Annotated in this window: 10 protein-coding genes and 1 tRNA gene; all 11 read left to right on the forward strand. The window is 36.8% G+C overall.

Annotated features, from left to right (window positions below):
- The first annotated feature begins 1 nt into the window (after window position 1).
- The 11 genes from INR75_RS07255 to INR75_RS07305 all read left to right on the forward strand — a co-directional run bounded on the left by INR75_RS07255 (window position 2) and on the right by INR75_RS07305 (window position 20,458).
- On the forward strand, window positions 2–3,199 hold the full coding sequence (locus INR75_RS07255; RefSeq protein WP_223091380.1) for an efflux RND transporter permease subunit: 3,198 nt from the start codon (window positions 2–4) through the stop codon (window positions 3,197–3,199).
- Window positions 3,189–4,535 (forward strand): TolC family protein, encoded by a 1,347-nt coding sequence (locus tag INR75_RS07260; protein WP_223091381.1) that lies wholly within the window; start codon window positions 3,189–3,191, stop codon window positions 4,533–4,535. The genes INR75_RS07255 and INR75_RS07260 overlap by 11 nt, the downstream gene beginning before the upstream one ends.
- Before the next feature lies 1 nt (window position 4,536).
- A complete protein-coding gene (locus tag INR75_RS07265; protein ID WP_223091382.1) occupies window positions 4,537–4,719 on the forward strand; it encodes a CPXCG motif-containing cysteine-rich protein in 183 nt (60 codons plus the stop codon).
- A gap of 357 nt (window positions 4,720–5,076) precedes the next feature.
- Window positions 5,077–5,149 (forward strand) — tRNA-Met (locus INR75_RS07270).
- An 865-nt stretch (window positions 5,150–6,014) separates the two neighbouring features.
- Window positions 6,015–9,179, forward strand: coding sequence for a TonB-dependent receptor (locus tag INR75_RS07275; protein ID WP_223091383.1), 3,165 nt, complete (start codon window positions 6,015–6,017; stop codon window positions 9,177–9,179).
- Window positions 9,180–9,190: 11 nt separating this feature from the next.
- Window positions 9,191–11,080, forward strand: coding sequence for a RagB/SusD family nutrient uptake outer membrane protein (locus tag INR75_RS07280; protein WP_092540277.1), 1,890 nt, complete (start codon window positions 9,191–9,193; stop codon window positions 11,078–11,080).
- Window positions 11,081–11,112: 32 nt separating this feature from the next.
- Window positions 11,113–14,127 (forward strand): SusC/RagA family TonB-linked outer membrane protein, encoded by a 3,015-nt coding sequence (locus tag INR75_RS07285; protein ID WP_223091384.1) that lies wholly within the window; start codon window positions 11,113–11,115, stop codon window positions 14,125–14,127.
- A 20-nt stretch (window positions 14,128–14,147) separates the two neighbouring features.
- Entirely contained in the window at window positions 14,148–15,881 is a 1,734-nt protein-coding gene (locus INR75_RS07290) for a RagB/SusD family nutrient uptake outer membrane protein (RefSeq protein WP_223091385.1), read from the forward strand.
- A 24-nt stretch (window positions 15,882–15,905) separates the two neighbouring features.
- Window positions 15,906–16,937: a DUF5627 domain-containing protein gene (locus INR75_RS07295; RefSeq protein WP_223091386.1), complete on the forward strand. Its 1,032-nt coding sequence runs from the start codon at window positions 15,906–15,908 to the stop codon at window positions 16,935–16,937.
- 16 nt (window positions 16,938–16,953) lie between these two features.
- The gene (locus INR75_RS07300) at window positions 16,954–19,095 is read left to right on the forward strand and encodes an endo-1,4-beta-xylanase (protein WP_223091387.1); all 2,142 of its coding nucleotides are present in this window, start codon (window positions 16,954–16,956) and stop codon (window positions 19,093–19,095) included.
- Between the two features lie 220 nt (window positions 19,096–19,315).
- Window positions 19,316–20,458, forward strand: a complete 1,143-nt coding sequence (locus tag INR75_RS07305) for an endo-1,4-beta-xylanase (RefSeq protein WP_223091388.1) — start codon at window positions 19,316–19,318, stop codon at window positions 20,456–20,458.
- The last annotated feature ends 330 nt before the right edge of the window (window positions 20,459–20,788 follow it).

A 20,788-nucleotide genomic window follows, 5' to 3' on the forward strand; every position in this document is an offset into this window, starting at 1 on the left:
TGTGAGAAAACTTATTGGTTACTTTATAAAGTACGAAGTTGCGGTAAATATCGTAATTATCGCCTTCCTTTTATTTGGAGCGATTGGAGCCTTTACACTAAAATCATCGTTTTTCCCGCTAGAGGAAAGCCGAATGATAAATATAAATGTTACTTATCCAGGATCTGCACCAGAGGAGATCGAAGAAGGAATTATTCTTAAAATTGAGGATAATTTGAAAGGTCTAGACGGGATAGAACGTGTAACTTCTGTTGCACGGGAGAGCGGTGGGTCGATTACGGTAGAAATCGAACGAGACGAGAATATCGACGTGATGCTTACCGAAGTGAAAAATGCAGTAGACCGTGTTCCCACTTTTCCTACCGGAATGGAACCTTTAATCGTTGCAAAAGAAGAATCTATACGTCCAACCATTAGGTTTGCGATAAGTGGTGAGAAAATTCCACTTGTGACTTTAAAAAGAATAAGTGAGCAGATAGAAAATGATCTGCGAATGATGGACGGTATTTCTCAGATCGAAATTGATGGTTTTCCTGAAGAAGAAATTGAAATTGCCGTTAGAGAAAATGACCTTCTAGCATACAATCTTACGTTTGAAGAAGTAGCCCAGGCGGTTTCTGGAGCTAATATTTTAACCACCGGGGGAACTATTAAAACCAGCAGTGAGGATTATCTAATTAGAGCTAATAATCGTTCTTATTATGCTGAAGATCTTCAGGATCTTGTTTTAAAATCTACCACTAGTGGTGAAATCATAAGACTTTCTGATGTTGCCAGGGTTTCAGATCAATTTTCAGAAACACCCAATGCATCTTTTTTCAATGGAAATCAGAGTGTGAATATTACGATAAGTAATACCAATTCTGAAGATCTTTTGGCTGCGGCAGAACAGGTTAACGAGTATATTGAAGATTATAATCGAAGAAGCAGTAATGTGCAACTGGACGTTATTTTTGATTCTTCTATTCGATTACAACAAAGAACTCAGCTTTTAGTAGAAAATGGAGTGATGGGAATTGTATTAGTACTTTTCTTTTTATCACTTTTCTTAAATACACGACTTGCTTTTTGGGTAGCATTTGGTTTACCGGTGGCATTTTTAGGAATGTTCATTTTTGCTGAACAATTCGGGGTAACCATAAACGTACTTTCTCTATTTGGGATGATCATTGTGATCGGGATCCTGGTGGACGATGGTATTGTAATTTCAGAAAATATCTATCAGCACTTCGAGATGGGTAAAAACCCTATCAAAGCGGCTTTAGATGGAACGATCGAAGTTGTACCTCCAATTATTTCAGCAATAATTACTACAATATTAGCTTTTGCGAGTTTTCTTTTTCTGGATAGCCGGATTGGCGAATTTTTTGGCGAAGTATCTACCGTAGTGATGCTAACGCTGGTGGTTTCGTTAGTAGAAGCACTAATTATTTTACCTGCGCACATTGCGCACTCAAAAGCTTTAAAGCGTAATGCACCAAAACCAAAGTCAGCCATAGGCAGATTTTTTGAGAAGATGCGAAATGTAAATAAGGTTGGTGATCGTGTGATGATCTATCTGCGAGATAAACTATACGCACCAATTTTAGATTTTATTCTTAGACAGCAGATTTTAAGTATCGGGATTCTTTTGGCGGTTTTAATTTTGACTTTTGGAGCAATTGGGGGTGGTATTATTAGAATAACTTTATTTCCAAGTGTAGCGAGTGATAGAATTTCGATAGATCTTTTAATGCCTGAAGGTGTTAATCCTGAACGAACAGATTCTATCATTACAATGGTTGAAAATGCAGCCTGGAAGGTTAATGAGGATTTTACAGAGCGACAAACTGGAAACCTTTCTGTAATAGAAAATACGATAAAAAGAGTAGGACCGGGAAATAATAAAGCTTCTGTACAGGTTAACTTATTGCCGGGTGAGGAGCGTGATTTTGGGGCTCCAGAAATCACCAACGCTATTAGAGATGAAGTTGGTCCTGTTTATGGTGTAGAAACCTTAACCTTTGGTTCTGGAGGAAATTTTGGTGGCGATCCTGTTTCGGTTTCTTTACTGGGGAATAATCTTGAAGAACTAGAGGCAGCAAAAGAAGATCTTAAAGCTATTTTTGAAAATAATCCGCTGCTTAAGGATGTGAACGATAGCGATCCTAAGGGAATTAAAGAAATTAATATCAATCTTAAGGATAACGCATACGCTTTAGGCTTAGATCTTGCCGAAGTAATGCGACAGGTTAGAAATGGTTTCTTTGGGACGCAGGCACAGCGTTTTCAGCGTGGGCAGGATGAGATTCGTGTTTGGGTGCGTTACGATCTTGAAAACAGATCCTCGATAAATGATCTTGATGATATGCGTATTGTAACACCATCAGGAAATCGTGTTCCTTTCGATGAGATCGCTAATTATGAAATTATTCGTGGAACCGAATCTATTAGTCACCTTGATGGGATGCGAGAAATTCGTGTAAGCGCAGATATGGAAGATCCTAACGGAAGTTCTACAGATATTCTTACCGATATTCAGGAAAATGTAATGCCAGATCTATTGGCGAAATATCCAAGTTTAAGTGTATCTTACGAAGGTCAAAATCGTGAAGCGGGAAAACTGGTAAGTTCAGCAAGTGCCGTTTTACCGGTTATTTTATTCCTGATTTATGCAACTATTGCTTTTACCTTCAGAAGTTACAGTCAGCCATTCTTATTAATGTTAATGATTCCATTCAGTGTAATTGGTGTTGCCTGGGGACATTGGGTTCACGATTTTCCTATCAATATGCTTTCAGCATTAGGAATTATTGCCCTGGTGGGAATTATGGTGAACGATGGGCTCGTTCTTATAGGGAAATATAATGGTAATTTACGGGATGGTTTAAAATTCAAAGAAGCAATCTACGAAGCAGGGAAATCACGTTTTAGAGCCATCTTTTTAACGTCTTTAACCACGATTGCCGGGATGGCACCATTACTTTTAGAAAAGAGCAGGCAGGCGCAATTCTTAAAGCCAATGGCAATTTCAATAAGTTACGGGATTGCAATTGCTACTTTATTAACGCTATTTTTATTACCATTACTACTATCGATCACCAATAGTATAAAAGTGGAAAGCAAATGGCTGGCCACTGGAAATAGGGTAGAACGAGAATCTGTAGAGCGAACAATTAAAGAATTACACGAATCTGAAAAAAATAGAGATGAATACTAAGATTATACATTTTACGATCTTTTTCTTCGGGTTGCTATGTTTTTCAGTGAACGCGCAAGAAAGTACACAGGATAGTCTGCTTACCAAGGACGAGGTTATTGCCAGAGCCCTCGAAAGTAATTTCGGTATAAAAATGGCTAATAATAATGTTGAAATTGCAGAAAATAATCAGAGTATTTTAAACTCGGGTTATTTACCAAGTGTAAGAGCTGTTGGAGGATATAATTACGATCTAAATGATCGACTAACCGAACCAGAAGAAGGAGATGATGTAGATCAGCGTGGCATCGAGGGAGAATCTTATAGCACTTCGATAAACCTGGATTATACGCTTTTTGATGGTTTAGGCCGATTTTATAATTATAAAAGCTTAAAAGAACAGTATAATCTTTCGCAGCTAGAAGCCAGGGAAACTATAGAGAATACGATCCTTCAGCTTTTAACGGTGTATTATGAAGTAGCAAGATTAAGTGAAAACATGGAGGTTTTAGAAGAAACGCTTCAAATTTCTCAGGAACGTGTAAAAAGAGCCGAATATCAATTTGAGTATGGGCAGTCCAACAATCTTGTAGTTTTAAATGCTCGAGTAGATGTGAATACAGATAGTATTAATATTATCGAAACTCGCCAGCAATTACAAAACACAAAAAGAGATTTGAATGTGATTTTAAACAGGGATATCAATAATCGCCAATTTCAGGTAGATACCTTGGTCAATTTTATACCAGAGTTGCAAATCGAGTCGTTCTTAGAACAATCGGCTTACAATAACGTAAGCTTACTTCAGGCGCAAAGCAATATTATTATTAGCGATTATGATATTAAAGTAAGTAAATCTGGATATTTACCAACAGTTGGACTTACTGGCTCTTATGGGTGGAATAGAAATATTAGTGCTGCTACAGCCTTTTTTCCGGGTTCTATCACAACTACAGATGGGCTTTCAGCCGGTTTAAATTTATCCTGGGATCTATTTGATGGTGGACAAACGAGTGTCGCTATTCAGAATGCAAAAATTAGTAAGGAAAATCAACAACTTCAGAAAAAACAGATAGAGCTAGAAGTAGAGCGTGATATCGCTAATGCATTGGGAGATTACGAAAATAAGCTTTATATCTATCGCGTTCAGGAAGAAAATGTACTTACCAATCAGGATAATTTTAATCGTTCTGAAGAACAATATCGATTAGGACAAATATCGTCGATCGAGTTTAGACAGGCGCAAATTAATTTGTTGGATGCCAAAACGAGTCTTAACTTAGCTAAATACGATGCAAAATTAGCCGAATTGCAATTGCTGCAATTAACAGGGCAATTGCTGAATATTGAGTTTTGATATGTTTGAACACTTTTTTCAATGTCCGTATTGCTGGGAAGAGATCTCGGTACTTTTAGATCCTTCTGTACAACAACAGACTTATATCGAAGATTGTGAGAATTGTTGTAATCCAATAGAATTTAGAGTAGCTTTTCAGGATGGCGAACTAATCGAGTTTGCCGCAGATAGTATAGAGCAATAGCAAGAATGGTTGATTTTCGATACTTTTTAGTTCTTTTTTTTGCTGCGGAAGATTTATCGCATCTCATTATTCAAGATTGTAAAGAAAATTGAAATTTTTTTTGAAAGGATAAACAAGGTGAAATTTGAGAATCTTTTGGATGTTTATTTTGAAATGAATTGATCTTAAGTTGTTTGACTGAAGCGAATTTGTATAAAAATGTTTACTCAAAATATACAATTTCGATTTTCAATTTAAAGATTGAATATTTTTCTAAAAAAAGTTTTGGAGAAGTGAAAAAGCGTCGTATATTTGCATCCCGATAACGCAACAAGCGATATCAAGACATACTGAAATAAGATATTATACAATATATATCGCGGGATAGAGCAGTAGGTAGCTCGTCGGGCTCATAACCCGAAGGTCACTGGTTCGAGTCCAGTTCCCGCTACTAAGAAAAAGCCAGCAGAAATGCTGGCTTTTTTAGTTTACACCTGTTAGTAAGATACTTTTCAGTTTGATATTGTAAATAATTATAGGTTTTCTTCTTCTTTAAAATTTCCATTCAAAAAATTGAGTTTAATAGTTTCTTCGAAAGAAGTCTTAGGTTTTAGTTCTACTTAAAGCATAGATTTGCAGTGATTTTTTATTCCCTGCCTTTTTAAGTGTTTAAAATATATAAATGATGAATTTTTATATGCTATTATTAGGACTCTTAGCCTGTATTCTATACCAAAATCTTTTTATAGAATAAATTTGAGTTCGTTCTTCTTCAGTTATTCTTCAATTTTAAAAAATACATGTAACAAATACATTAAAACCATTTAATTATCTGTTTTATAAGGTTTTACTGTCTATTTGCTACTTCTTCCTTTTTCGATCTTTATCGTTGAATATCAAATGTAACATAGCGTAAAGTATTTGTAACATGCTTTGGTTTGTTAAAACAAATTAACAGATATATTTGATTCTGTTAACAAAACCTAAAAAAAGGAATTTAAACGAGGGTTAAAATTGATAATAGTGTAATAATTACGCTTAAAATTAAAATTTCCTCAATTAAGCTTAAATCTCTTTCGTTTTAGAGTATTTCGCATTCATTTTTAGATAAGGTTTTGGGATCGAGCAAATTTAAAACTTAAAGCAAAAAAGGAGTGAAAGATTATTTTACAACATTATCGTTTCAGCAAGAATTTTCTAAGAGATATCTGATTTCTCTTTTTCTTAATTCAGTTACTACAACGTTATCGAAGAAAAGGAACTATGCGAATTAAATTGATTTTATATCGCTTAAATCGAATTAAAACAAGCTAAATATGAAAATAAAATTACTTGATCACCCATGTCTAACAAAGCTGTTTGTTATTGGGCTGTTGATTAATTTTCTTCTTAATACTTCGGTTTACGGTGCAGAAACCGAGGAAGTTGATCAAATAAGTATCAGCGGTACCATAACATCTTCAGAGGATAATTTAGGTATTCCCGGAGTTAATGTTTTTGTGAAGGAAGTACCGAATCTTGGTGCGGTAACAGATATGGATGGAAAATATACTATCACTGCACCGGGAGATGCAACTCTGGTCTTTAGTTTTATAGGTTACAAAACTGTAGAACGTAAAATTGATGGTCGTACAGAAATTAATCTTGTAATGGATCCAGATCAGGATGCCTTGCAAGAGGTTGTTATCGTAGGTTACGGTCAACAAAAGAAAGAAAGTGTAGTTGCCTCGATTGCCGCTGTAGATGGTGAAACGTTGGAAAGAACAGGTGGTGTAACCAACATTGGGTCTGCACTTACAGGGAATGTTCCCGGGGTGGTCACCAGCGCGAGTACTGGGATGCCGGGACAGGAAGATCCTAGAATCCTTATTAGGGGACAGAGTACCTGGAATAATGCTGGGCCGCTTATTTTAGTAGATGGTGTAGAGCGACCAATGTCTAGTGTGGCAATAGGATCTGTAGAATCTATTTCGGTTTTAAAGGATGCATCAGCAACAGCGGTTTATGGTGTTCGTGGAGCGAACGGGGTGATTCTTATCACGACGAAAAGAGGGGAAAAAGGTAAAGCTATTATTAGAGCTAGAGTAAACACTATTGTGAAAGTGCCTTCTAAATTACCAGGTAAGTACGATGCTTACGATGCTTTACGTGTTAAGAACGAAGCTATAGAAAATGAACTGGCTTTAAACCCCAATGCATGGAACGACTATTTGCCTTTAGATATTATCGATAAATACCGTAATCCTGCAAATCTTGAAGAGAGAGAGCGTTATCCAAACGTCGATTGGGCAAATACTTTATTTAGAGAGTATGCAATGTCTTACAATGCAAACGTAAACGTTAGTGGAGGTACAGATTTTGTAAAATATTTTACTACGGCAGATTTTCTTCGTGAAGGAGATCTAATGAGAGATTATGATAATGGTAGAGGTTATGATCCTGGATATGCCTTTAATCGTTTAAATGTTAGGGGGAATCTGGATTTTCAGATAACACCATCTACATTATTTCAGGTAAATCTTGCAGGATCGCACGGAGTTAGAAAAAGTCCGTGGTCTACTGCGAACGAATATACAAGATGGTTAGCGGCATATTCTACTGCGCCAGATGCCTTTCTTCCAAGATATGCAGACGGGGCGTGGGGATATTATGCACCTAACGAAGGAGCGGCCTCTAACTCGGTTAGAACCTTAGCCATAAGTGGTATTCAGTATATAACAACTACAAGACTTACCACAAATTTCACTCTAGATCAGGATCTTGATTTTATTTTGGATGGTTTAAATTTTAACGGAACCATTGCTTTAGATAACACTTTTGTAGAAGCCGATCGGGGAATTAACGATCAATATAACGATACCCAGGAAAAATGGATAGATCCAGCAACGGGAACCGTTTTATTTCAGCAAAGTTATAATCCAAACAGTCGTTTCGATTTTCAGGAAGGTGTAGAATGGACAACAAGCCCTGGAGCGGTAAGAGATTGGTCTTCCTATAGAAAATTATTCTATCAATTCCAGTTGAAGTATGCTAAAAACTTTGGTGGTAAACACGATTTGGCTGTGATGGGATTAATGAATAGAAATGAAAATGCCACAGGTAGTGAAATCCCTAGATTCCGCGAAGACTGGGTGTTTAGAACAACTTATACATTCGATAATAAATATACCCTGGAGTACAATGGTGCGTATAATGGATCAGAGAAATTTAGTCCAGAAAATAGGTTCGCATTTTTCTCCTCTGGTGGTTTAGGCTGGATATTGTCGAGAGAACGACTCTTAGAAAAAGTTTCTTGGCTTGACCTTCTAAAACTTAGAGCTAATTATGGTGAAATAGGAGATGATAATGTAAACGGTCGTTTTCTATACATGACACAATGGGGATATGGAGGTCAATCTAGAATGGGTGTTACCGGTGAGGCAGCAGAGCAAAGTCCTTATACTTGGTTTAACGAGCAATCTGTTGGAAATCCAGAAGTCTCTTGGGAGCGTGTTAAAAAAGCGAATATAGGTATCGATTTTGGATTTTTTAATGGTTTTATTGAAGGTAGCTTCGATTACTTTAGAGATGAAAGAAAAGATATTCTTATTAACGGAAATAGTAGAGCTATACCGTCTTATTACGGTACAGAAGCTCCTGTTGCGAACCTTGGAGAAGTGAAAAATAAAGGTTTCGAGTTTGATGTAAACTTGAACTATAGATTCGAAAACGGATTAAGATTATGGTCTAATGTAAATATGACATTAGCGCAAAATGAAGTGATCAATGCAGATGATCCATCTTTACTACCTGCGTATCAAAAAAATGCAGGATTTCAGATTGGACAGGCATATTCTTATGTGACTCCTGGATTCTATAACAACTGGGATCAGTTATACGGTAGTACAATCCACAACACAAATGACAATCAAAAATTACCAGGAAATTATCACCTGGTAGATTTTAACGGTGATGGTGTGATCGATAATTATGATAATATACCGTATGGATTTACAGGATCACCACAAAGAACCTATAATACTACGGTAGGTTTCGATTGGAAGGGCTTTAGTAGTTATGTACAATTCTATGGTGTAGAAAACGTAACACGCCAGGTGGTATTAGGAAGTCTTTCATCTCAAAACCATGTGGTTTACGAAGAAGGAAGTTACTGGTCTAAAAATAACATGAATGCAGATTCTCCGGTACCAAGATGGCTTACGACTCCTAGTAGTTACAATGTAGCCAATAGGTATATGTACGATGGATCTTATCTAAGACTTAAAAATGCAGAGATCGCGTACACGTTCGATTCGGCTTCTAGTTTAGCAGAGAGGTTAGGGGTAAAAAACTTAAGATTATTCTTAAGCGGTAACAACCTGTTTTTATGGACAGATATGCCAGATGATAGAGAATCTAATTTTGCCGGAACCGGTTGGGCATCGCAAGGTGCTTATCCAACTGTAAAGCGATTTAATTTAGGATTGAACATTACTTTTTAAAACGAGCTGTTATGAAAATTTATTTCAAAAATACTATAAAACTAAGTTTAGCTATTTGTGCACTGGTTTTTATCACATCTTGTGAAGATTATCTAGACCGGGAAGCAGAATCTATAGTTTCTGAAGAAGAGGCTTTTAAAAACTTTACGAATTTCCAGGGCTATACTGAAGAATTATATCACTGTATTCCAGATTTTACCAATGCATACTGGACGAATTCTTGGAATTGGGGAGACGACGAAATTCAATCGACAGCTCGTGACTTTCATATTCTGGTGAAGTTCGAGAATGGTAACTTTTGGGCATGGCAACACGAATTCGATGGTTGGGATGCCGGTTGGATGAATAGAAACGATGCTTCTACCAACGATGACCGTATGAGTAAAGATATGTGGACTCTTGGTTGGTACGGGATTAGAAAAGCAAATATTGGTTTGGCTAATCTTGATAAACTTACAGATGCTACACAGGAAGAAAAGGATCTCATACGCGGGCAATTATTGTTCTTTAGAGGTTGGTTTCATTTTCAGATCATACAGTATTTTGGGGGGCTGCCTTATATAAATGAAGTTTTACCAAGTGATGAGCCACTTCAATTACCAAGACTTAGTTATCACGAAGCAGCAGATCTTGCTGGGCAGGATTTCCAGGAAGCAGCAAATTTACTTCCTGTAGACTGGGACGAAACCGATGCCGGTAGAGCGACCTTAGGTAAAAATCAGCTTAGAATTAATAAGATCATGGCGTTGGGCTATTTAGGTAAAAATTATTTATGGGCAGCAAGTCCATTAATGAATCAGGAATCTACAGGTAGTACCAGTTATAATACATCTTATGCTCAAAGAGCTGCAGAAGCTTTTGGAGAGTTACTTAGCCTATGTGAATCAGGACAGGCAGATTATTCTCTTGTACCTTTTGAAGATTATTACCTTAATTTTTATACCACTGGGCAGAACTGGCAAATGCCTGGAAGTACAGAGGCGATTTTCCGAGGACCATATTATGGAGCGCATGGATCTACTTATGGTACGGCAAAACAGTACCAGCCTGCACCAATTTTGGTTGATGGTGATGTGAAATTTTTACCAACCGCCAACTATGTAGATTTCTACGGAATGGCAAATGGATTGCCTATAGAAAATATTACTGAAGCTGATCCAGAATCAGGTTATGATCCTGAATATCCTTGGAGAGACAGAGATCCAAGATTTTACAATGATATTGTGTACGATGGGGTAAGAACCGTACAAGGTTCTATGCCAGACGGTGAGGAGTATAACAGATATGCTAATCTTTTTACAGGAGGAAGCTATCGTAATGAACGTACAGGTAGTAGAACGGGATATATGCTTTATAAGTTTATACCAATGACGGCCAATAAATACGACGAGGGTTATGGCTATGGTAATAATTTGAATATTCACTTACCATATATGCGTCTTGCTGATGTGTATTTAATGTATGCTGAAGCTGCTGCGCAGGCCTATCAATCACCTACAGGGCAGGTTTCTAATTATAATAGAACCGCTGTAGATGCAGTAAACTTTGTGAGAGATAGAGCAGGTGTGGGGAATGTAGCTAGCAAATTTCTAGGAAATATCGATGACTTTATGAGTGAAATAAGACGTGAACGTGCTGTAGAACTCTCGTTTGAAAGACATCGTTTTAATGACCTAAGACGCTGGTTGTTACTGGCAGAAAGTCCATATACATTAAAGACCTCTGTAGAATTTGACCGAGCAGGTGAATTAAATACAGATGATCCTTCTCAAAATAGGGTGCTTAACCTAAGAGAAGAAGTGATCCTGGAGAGAAATTATAGTAGCAAGCATTACTGGCTACCACTTAAAAACGTGGATGTGAACATGTACATGGAATTAAATCAAAATCCAGGATGGTAGTCCCTTCTTATTCAATATTAAACAGAGAGAGAATGAATAATATTCAATTTAAAATAGTTTTTAGTGCCCTGTTCCTCTTTTTACCATACTTGGGGTTCTCTCAAACATCTGAAGAAATAGATGTAGAGGCCACCGTTCGAGGTAAGAATGGAGATCCAATTGCTGGGGCAACAATCATAACATCATCTAGTACTACTTTAACCGATTCTTTGGGAGTTTTTGAAGTATCAGTTCCTCTTTTTTCAGAAATAACAATTCAGGCTAATCAATATAAGCCTAGATTAATTATAGTAAAAGAAGATATAGAGAATATAAGCTTAGAACCAATTGAAGCTTATAAAGATGTAAATGTAGCTTTTCGAAAAGTAGAAAAACGTAATCTTATTAGCGGAGTTACTGCGATAGATGTAGATGAACTAATGGAGAAAAGTTACAATACATCTTCACTAGAAAATATGACGGCTCTAGCGAATGGTTTTCATGGAAATATCTGGGGAATGAACGAATATCTAATCTTGATAGACGGAGTACCCAGAGATGCCGGGAGTATATTGCCAACAGAGATCGATCAAATAAGTTTTCTGAAGGGAGTAGCAGCGGTTGCTCTTTACGGAAGTAGAGCTGCGAAAGGTGTGGTTCAAATGACTACCAAGAGAGGTAAGATCCAGAAGCAAAAGATTGAAGTGAGAATGAATGCTGGTCTTTATACGCCAAAGAGCTTTCCAAAATATTTAGGCTCTGCTGAATATATGACCCTGTATAACGAAGCGCGAGCTAATGATGGCTTAAGTGAGCTATATGATGAAGAAACCATATATAACCATGCAACTGGTAATAACCCTTATCGTTATCCTGACGTAAACTATTACTCGTCAGATTACTTGCAGGAAATTTATAATCGTTATGACGCTACAGCGCAAATTTCAGGAGGAAATGAAACTGCTCAATACTATACTAATTTAGGTTTTTATACGGCAGGTTCTTTATTAGACTTTGGTGAAGCTTCCAAAAATAGCAATCAAAGATTTAATATTAGAGGTAATGTAGATATCGATATAACAGATTATTTATATGCAACCGTAGGAGCTTCTGCTGTGTATTACAATGGTAGAGGTGTTAATGCAAATTATTGGGGCGATGCTGCCAGATTAAGACCTAATAGATTTTCTCCTTTAATTCCGATTGGAATGATCGAAGAATCTGATGAGAATTCCATGCAATATGTAAATAATAGCAGTTTCTTAATTGACAACCAATATCTACTGGGTGGAACGCAATTAGATCAAACTAATCCATTTGCTGCGATATACGCAGGTGGCAGTAATAATTATACCAGTAGACAATTTCAATTCAATACTGGTATTGGTGCAGATCTTACTAATTTGTTAGAAGGTTTAAGTTTTCATTCTAGCTTTGGGGTAGATTATTCTACCTCCTACAACCAATCATATAATAATGAGTATGCTGTTTATCAGCCAAGTTGGACCAATTATAACGGTGAGAGTTTAATTGCCGGTTTAACGCAATATGGTCAGGATGCAAGATCTGGAGTTCAAAATATCAGTGATAGTTGGTATCGACAAACCATTTCATTTTCAGGACAGTTTAATTATGAGACTAAGATCGAACAAGATCATAATATTTCTGCTATTCTGTTAGCAAATGGTTTTCAGCAATCTGTTTCAGAAGAATATCACAGAACAAGTAATGCAAACCTTGGGCTTCATTTAGGGTATAGCTATTTGGATAAATACTATGCAGATTTTAGTGGGGCAGTTGTTCATTCAGCTAAGCTACCGGAAGGCAATAGACAGGCTTTTTCTCCAACATTAACTCTAGGATGGAGGTTGTCTGAAGAAAATTTCTTAAAGAATTCAAGCGTATTTGATGATCTAAAATTAACGGCTTCTGCAGGTATTTTAAATACAGATATGGATATAGATCAATATTACCTTTACGAAAGTATCTATACACAAACTGATGGGGCCTGGTTTAACTGGCGTGATGGAGCTTTAAGTAGATCTACAGATTCTAGAAGAGGGCAAAATTACGATCTTACTTTTGCGAAAAGAGAAGAGATAAACTTTGGTTTAGAAGCCTCCTTACTCAATAATTTATTTTATGTGCAGGGATCGTTCTTTGCGAATAGAATTTCTGGAAATATTGTTCAAAATTCGATATTGTACCCCAATTATTTTACCACAGGTTGGCCAAACTCATCTTTTATTCCTTTTGTAAATTATAATGAAGATGAACGAATTGGTTTTGATTTTAGAGTTGATTGGAATCAAAAAATAGGTGAAGTTGAAACTACTTTGGGATTCGTAGGAACATATTATGATACCAAAGCTTCAAAAAGAGCTGAAAGATATGAGGATGCTTATCAAAATCGCCAGGGAACTTCTTTAGATGGTATTTGGGGATTAGAAAACGATGGTTTCTTTATGAATGAAGAAGAAATCGAGAATTCTGCCACACCAAGTTTTGGAGAAGTGCAGCCAGGAGATATCAAATATATCGATCAAAACGGAGACGGACTTGTAGATAACCAGGATGTAGTGTATTTAGGAAAAGCCGGTTGGTTTGGAGCCCCGTTCACATTAGGAATAAATTTTACGGCCGAGTGGAAAAACTTTAGCTTTTTTGCTTTAGGAATGGGAAGATTTGGTGCTCATGCCATGCGAAATAACTCATACTTCTGGGTAGATGGAGAAGATAAGTACTCTGAAGTAGTTAGAGATCGTTGGACACCTGAAACCAGCGAAACTGCAACCTATCCTAGGTTGACAACTACTACAAGTAATAACAACTTTAGAAGTTCAGATTTCTGGATGTATTCTACAGATCGTTTTGATCTGGCCAAAGTACAGATATCTTATAATCTGCCTAAAGCCATGTTTAATAGATCTTTTGTCCAGGAGATTGGTGTGTATGTAGGTGGGACAAACCTTTTAACAGTTTCGCCAGAGCGTGAAATTTTGGAATTAAGCGTTGGAGGTGCGCCACAAAATAGATTCTATAATCTGGGGATTAAAGCAATATTTTAAAAATTAAAAAAAGGACGGAAATGAAAAGTAAAATACTACTTCTTTTATTTATAGTCGTTTCTATGACAAGCTGTGATGATCTTTTAGAGCCAGCGATAGAAAACAACAGAAGTCTTGAGGATATGTATGCTGAAGCAGAATATGCGCAGGGTATATTACTTAATGGATATACAAGATTACCTAATAATAATTACTCTTTTAGTGATGTCGCTACAGATGATGCAGTTAGTAACGATATAGATAATCAATACAGAGAGATAGCTACAGGCCAATGGACGGCTCAAAATAACCCTTTCGATCAATGGAGAAATGCACGTGCTGCGATTCAATATTTAAATATTTTTTTAGCTGAAGCAGATAAAGTGACCTGGGCTTCAGACGAAGATATTAGTGCGATGTTTAATGATCGACTTAAAGGAGAAGCTTACGGTCTTAGAGCATTATATATGTATTATTTACTAAGACAACACTCAGGTTGGGTAAATGGTGAACTTTTAGGAGTGCCAATTGTATTAGAGCCAGAACAAACCGATTCAGATTTTAATCAGCCTAGAGCGACTTTCGAAGCCTGTATGCAACAATTATATTCAGATGTTGCAATGGCTGAAGAATTACTACCATTAGATTACGAAACATTAGATAATTTACCAGCTGGATATTCAGATTTGGCAGATTATAACCGTGTTTTTGGAGAGTATGCAAAACAAAGAATGACGGCCAGAATCGCAAAGTCTTTTCAAGCTAAAGCAGCGTTATTAGCAGCTAGCCCTGCTTATGCCAGTGGAAATACAACAACATGGCAGGATGTAGCAAATTATGCCGGTGATGTTTTAGCATCGAATGGTGGTGTAGGCGGAATCGCACCAGATGGACATACCTGGTACAAAAATACAGCTCAAATTAGTTCTATAGGAGGAGGTGATAATCCACCTGAAATTATCTGGCGTACAGATGTAACTGAAACCAGCACCTTAGAGCAACAAAATTTTCCACCAACCTTATTTGGTGATGGTAGAATTAATCCTACGCAAAACCTTGTAAATTCTTTTCCAATGGCTAACGGATATCCAATCGATGATCCTGCCAGTGGTTTTGATGCAGAGAATCCATACGCTAACAGGGATCCAAGACTAGATCATTATGTATTGGTTAATGGAAGCACGGCTGGTGCAAATAATGAAACGATAATCACAGCTGCAGATGGGACTACTAATGATGCCTTAAATGCAGTAGAAACTTCTACAAGGACAGGATATTATTTAAGAAAACTACTAAGACAGGATGTTAATCTGGATCCGGTGATCAACAATACGCAACAGCATTATAGATCAAGGTTACGTTATACAGAATTATACTTAATCTATGCAGAGGCAGCAAATGAGGCCTGGGGTCCACAGGGAACTGGTAGCTTTGGATTTTCAGCCTACGATGTAATTCAGGCCATTAGAGAAAGAGCAGGAATAACTCAGCCCGATGAATATTTAGCGATGGCAGGGACAGATCAGGACGCAATGCGAGAATTAATACGTAATGAAAGACGCCTGGAATTATGTTTTGAAGGCTTGCGTTTTTGGGACCTACGTCGTTGGGATGAAGATCTAAATGAGCAGGCGCGTGGGGTTAGTATACAAAATGGTAACCATGAAACGATAAATGTAGAAAATAGAGTATACGAAGAATATATGCGATATGGGCCTATACCATTTAGCGAGGTTCTAAAGTATGATGCTTTGCTTCAAAATCAAGGCTGGTAATTATTGAATATAAAAAGATAGAAGATGAAAAATAGAATATATATAATCGCATTATTAGTTCTTGCCGGGCTTACATCTTGTGAGAATGATAGTTGGGATTTTCCAGATTACGAATTTCAAACCGTGTATTTTGCTTATCAGTATCCCATAAGAACTATCACTTTGGGAGAGGATATTTTTGATACTACGCTGGATAATGAAGGTAAAGCTGTAATCATGGCTACAACTGGTGGGACTTACAATAATCCTCAGGATGTTTTAATAGACGTTCAGGTTAATAATTCTTTGGTAGATGGACTTTTGTTTGAAGAAAATGGGAGCCCTGTGCAGGCAATGCCACAGAGCTATTATACGCTTGCTGCAGATCAAATCATTATCCCAAAAGGAGAATTGATTGGAGGTGTAGAATTTCAATTAACAGATGCCTTTTTTGAAGACGAGCAGGCTATTGGTAGAAATTATGTGATACCATTGGAAATGACAAATGTTATGAGTGCCGACTCTATTTTATCTGGAGTGCCACTTATGGCCGGAGCAAGAAAACCGGTTGCAGAAGATTGGGATGTGGTGCCTAAAGATTTTGTTCTTTATGCAGTAAAATATGTAAATCCCTGGCATGGTAATTATCTGCGCAGAGGTGTAGATGTTATCGAAGGAACACCTGGTAACGAGGATTTAGATGATACCGTAGTAAGAAGAGAAGAATACGTGGTAGATGATGAGGTTACTTCTCTAACCACTACAGCTTTAGAAGATGTTTCTTTAGATCTTGTTTTTCAAAACAGTGAGGGTTATGCAGTGAACTGCACACTGATCTTAAGTTTTGATGATTCCGGCAATTGTACTGTTAGTGCAGCTTCAGAGGATTACACCGCTTCAGGAAGTGGCCAGTTTGTAAAAGATGGAGAAGAGAATAGTTGGGGAGGTAAAGATAGAGATGCATTATACCTAGATTATCAGGTGAATCTAGAGGAAATTACGGTGAGTACTCAGGATACATTAGTATTAAGAGATCGAGGTGTGACAATGGAAACTTTCTCACCAGTATTAGAATAATATAAAGATATTGATTATGAAATATTTAAATCGCTTACTTGTTTTTGGTGGATTGTTGTCGATAATTAGTTCTTGTGCAGATCCAGATCCATTAGAGTTCGAAGTTGAAAAACCAGAAGGTTGGGATGCGCAACAGGAAATAAACGAATACGCCTCTTTAAAAAGTTATATAGATAGTACTTCTAATGCAGGTTTTAAATTAGGCGGAGCAGTTTCTATTTCAGAATATAATAACAAAGGGGTGATGCACCGGTTGATCAACAGAAATTTTGATGAGTTGACCTTGCACTACGGGATGAAGCATGGAGCTATTGTTCGTGCTAACGGAGATATAGATCTAACACAGGTTAATGAACTTATAACAACTGCAGAGCAGGCAGGAACTAGTATTTATGGACATACTTTAACCTGGCATGCTAATCAAAATGCAAGCTACTTAAATAGCCTTTTAGAGCCTTTGGTGATAGAGTCTCCATCTATTCCTAACGATCTTGATAAATCTGGTTTAATGGATGGTAGTTTTACTGGTTATACTTCTAATACTGCGGAAGAAAATATTATGATTGCAGAAAATGAAGGAATAGGAGACGAAACGAATGCGATACAATTTGCTGTGCCTTCTGGTTCAGCCCAGGCTGAAGATTTCCAATTTAGTACTCCAGATATCCCTGTAATGACAGATCATGAATATGAGGTGATCTTTTTTATAAAGTCTGATATACCCGGGGAAGTAAGTATAAGTTTTGATGGATTAAATGAAAATATGCCACTTATAGATTATAATAATGATGGCGAGGCTACAGAAACTTTTCAAACAGATTTTGCATGGAAAGAAATACGTTTCAGAATCAGTGATTTTGAGTCAGATTATTTCAGTCTTAATTTCAATTTTGGAGCTCAGCCAGGTGTAAATTACATGATAGATATTACCAATCTTTATGTTTATGATCTAGAGGGAGAACCTATGCAAAACAATTTAGTCGCTAATGGAAACTTCGAAAGTGGTACCGGCTGGGGAGGCTGGGGTAATGGATCTACCAGAGGACTTACAGAAGACGGCTTAGGTTTTGGTAACGAAGGGAAGGCATTTTTTGTAACCAATCCTTCGATAACATCAGGATATTGGTCTGTACAAACAGTCTATAATTTTCCTGAACCTTTGGAAAGTGGAGAAACCTATATTCTTAGTTTTTGGGTAAAAGGTGATGCTGAAGGTATTATAAGACCAGAATTGCAAAGTCCAAATTATAGCTCAGACGGTTTTGGGCAGGTTAACGTGGGTACAGAGTGGAAAAGGGTAGAAGTACAAACAACTGTAAATGCTGACGATAGAGGAAGATTAATTTTTAGTTATGGTGAATTTGCAGGAACCGTTTATCTTGATAATGTAAGTTTAACCAATGCAGCCGGTGGTGGTGGCTCAACGACAATATTAGTAAGAGACGATGCTACGAAATCTGCGATTATAGAAGAAGAATTAGAACGATATATTTCTACTGTTGTGACCGCAACACCTTATGTCGATGCCTGGGATGTGGTAAATGAACCAATGGACGATGGTAATCCTTACGAGTTAAAAAGCGAGGCAAGAGACTCTAATGTTCAGGATGACGAATTTTACTGGCAGGATTACCTGGGTAAAGATTATGCAGTTAAAGCCTTCAATTTAGCAAGACAATATGGCGAACCAGAGGATCTCCTTTTTATTAACGATTACAATCTGGAATATAACCTGGATAAGTGTAAGGGGATTATCGAATATGTAGAATATATCGAAAGTCAGGGAGCTCAGGTAGATGGTATAGGAACTCAAATGCATATTAGTATAGATTCTGATAGAGAGAAAATTGCTGAAATGTTTAGGTTGCTTGCAGCTTCAGGAAAACTGGTAAAGGTTTCTGAGCTAGATGTAAGAACAAATGCAGACGAGCCTACACCAGAAGTGTTGGAACAACAAGCCGATATGTACAGGTTCGTAGTAGAATCTTATCTCGCAAACGTACCTAAAGAACAACGCTATGGGATTACAGTTTGGGGAATAAGCGATAGCCCAGAAAATGCAAGTTGGCTTGCAGGAGAGTACCAGGGATTATGGGATATCAATCTAAACAGAAAACCTGCTTATAAAAGCTTTGCCGAAGCCTTAAGCAATATGTAAGAAATACTGCGGCATAAATTGAATTTTAGATACTTGTGATTTTTACTTAGTAGTTCTCCTGTAGCACTTTAAAGCTGCATCAACAATGCGTCGCAGTATTATTGTTGAGGTGGCAGTGTAACTTTTGCTGAATAAACTTAGTGTTTACAGGAGAACTTTTTAATCTAATGATCAATCTCAAATCAAACATTTAAAACTTCCAAAAAGATTAATAGATATTATGATTAAAAGAATAATTGCCTCAGCTATTCTTTTGGTATGCGTAGGTTTTGTTATTTATAGTTTTAGAACAAATAAGGAGCCCGAAGCAAATACTGAAGTTGTTTCTTTAAAGGAGGCCTTTAAAGATCAATTTTTAATAGGAACAGCATTAAATACCAGCCAGATCACCGGTAAAAATTTAGACGAGACAAATGTGGTAAAATCTCATTTTAACTCGATCGTTGCTGAAAACTGTATGAAAAGTGGCCGACTTCGATCTGATGATGCAAAATTCAACTTCGAAATTACAGATCAATTCGTTGATTTTGGAGAAGAAAATAATATGGCGATCCATGGGCACACCCTGGTTTGGCACTCACAAACTCCCAAATGGTTTTTTGTAGATGAAAATGGAGAAGAGGTGAGTAGAGAGGAGTTGATCTCTAGAATGAAAGAACACATTTTTACACTTGTTGAAAGATATAAAGGGAAAATTAAATCCTGGGATGTAGTTAATGAAGCTATCGAAGATGACGGAAGCCTTCGCGAAAGTAAATTTTATAAAATTATAGGCGAGGATTATATAAAATTAGCCTTTCAGTTCGCGCATCAGGCAGATCCAGATGCAAAATTATATTATAACGATTACTCCATGGCAAATCCTAAAAAAAGAGCCGGTGTAGTAAGAATGGTTACAGACCTTAAGGATAATAACGTGCCTATTCACGGTATAGGTATGCAAGGTCATATTGGCTTAAATTATCCTGAAATTTCTGAGTTCGAAAAAAGCATAGAAGCTTTTGGCCAGTTAGGTGAAGTCGCTATATCAGAATTAGATCTTAGTGTGTTGCCTTCGCCTTGGGGCGATGCCGGAGCAAATATTTCAGATAACTTCGAATATGAAGATGAAATGAATCCTTTTCCAGAACAATTGCCTAAGAATGTAGAACAACAATTTACAGATCGATATTTGAGCTTTTTTAAGCTGTTTTTAAAACATAAGGATAAGATTTCTAGAATAACATTTTGGGGTGTAAACGATGGGAATTCCTGGAAAAATGACTGGCCTGTGGCGGGAAGAACAGATTACCCTCTGTTATTCGACAGGCAAAACCAACCAAAGCCAGTGGTGAAAAATTTAATTGATTTAGCTGCACAATAGTTTCCTCCAGACAACTCGGACTATTAAAATTTATTCTGATTCCATTCAAAAGTTTAAAATTTGTTTGAAAAAATAGTCCGGTTGTCTTCTATTATCAATCTGTTTCTTCAATACTATAAAATAGCTTGAAAAGTAAAGTGCGTATTTTTAAATAAAACTTCAATAAGTATATTTTATTAATATTAAGAAGTGATTATTTGATAAATATTTTTATTTTGGGTTTCATATTGAAAAATCATTAAAATATACTAATTTGTAGTCAATTAAACTATAAGACTTTTTAGATGGTTTTTATCCTGAAAAAGAATCAAACTTCTCTGCTAATTGAAA

This window comes from Zunongwangia sp. SCSIO 43204 (assembly GCF_019904275.1).
GTDB lineage: Bacteria > Bacteroidota > Bacteroidia > Flavobacteriales > Flavobacteriaceae > Zunongwangia > Zunongwangia mangrovi.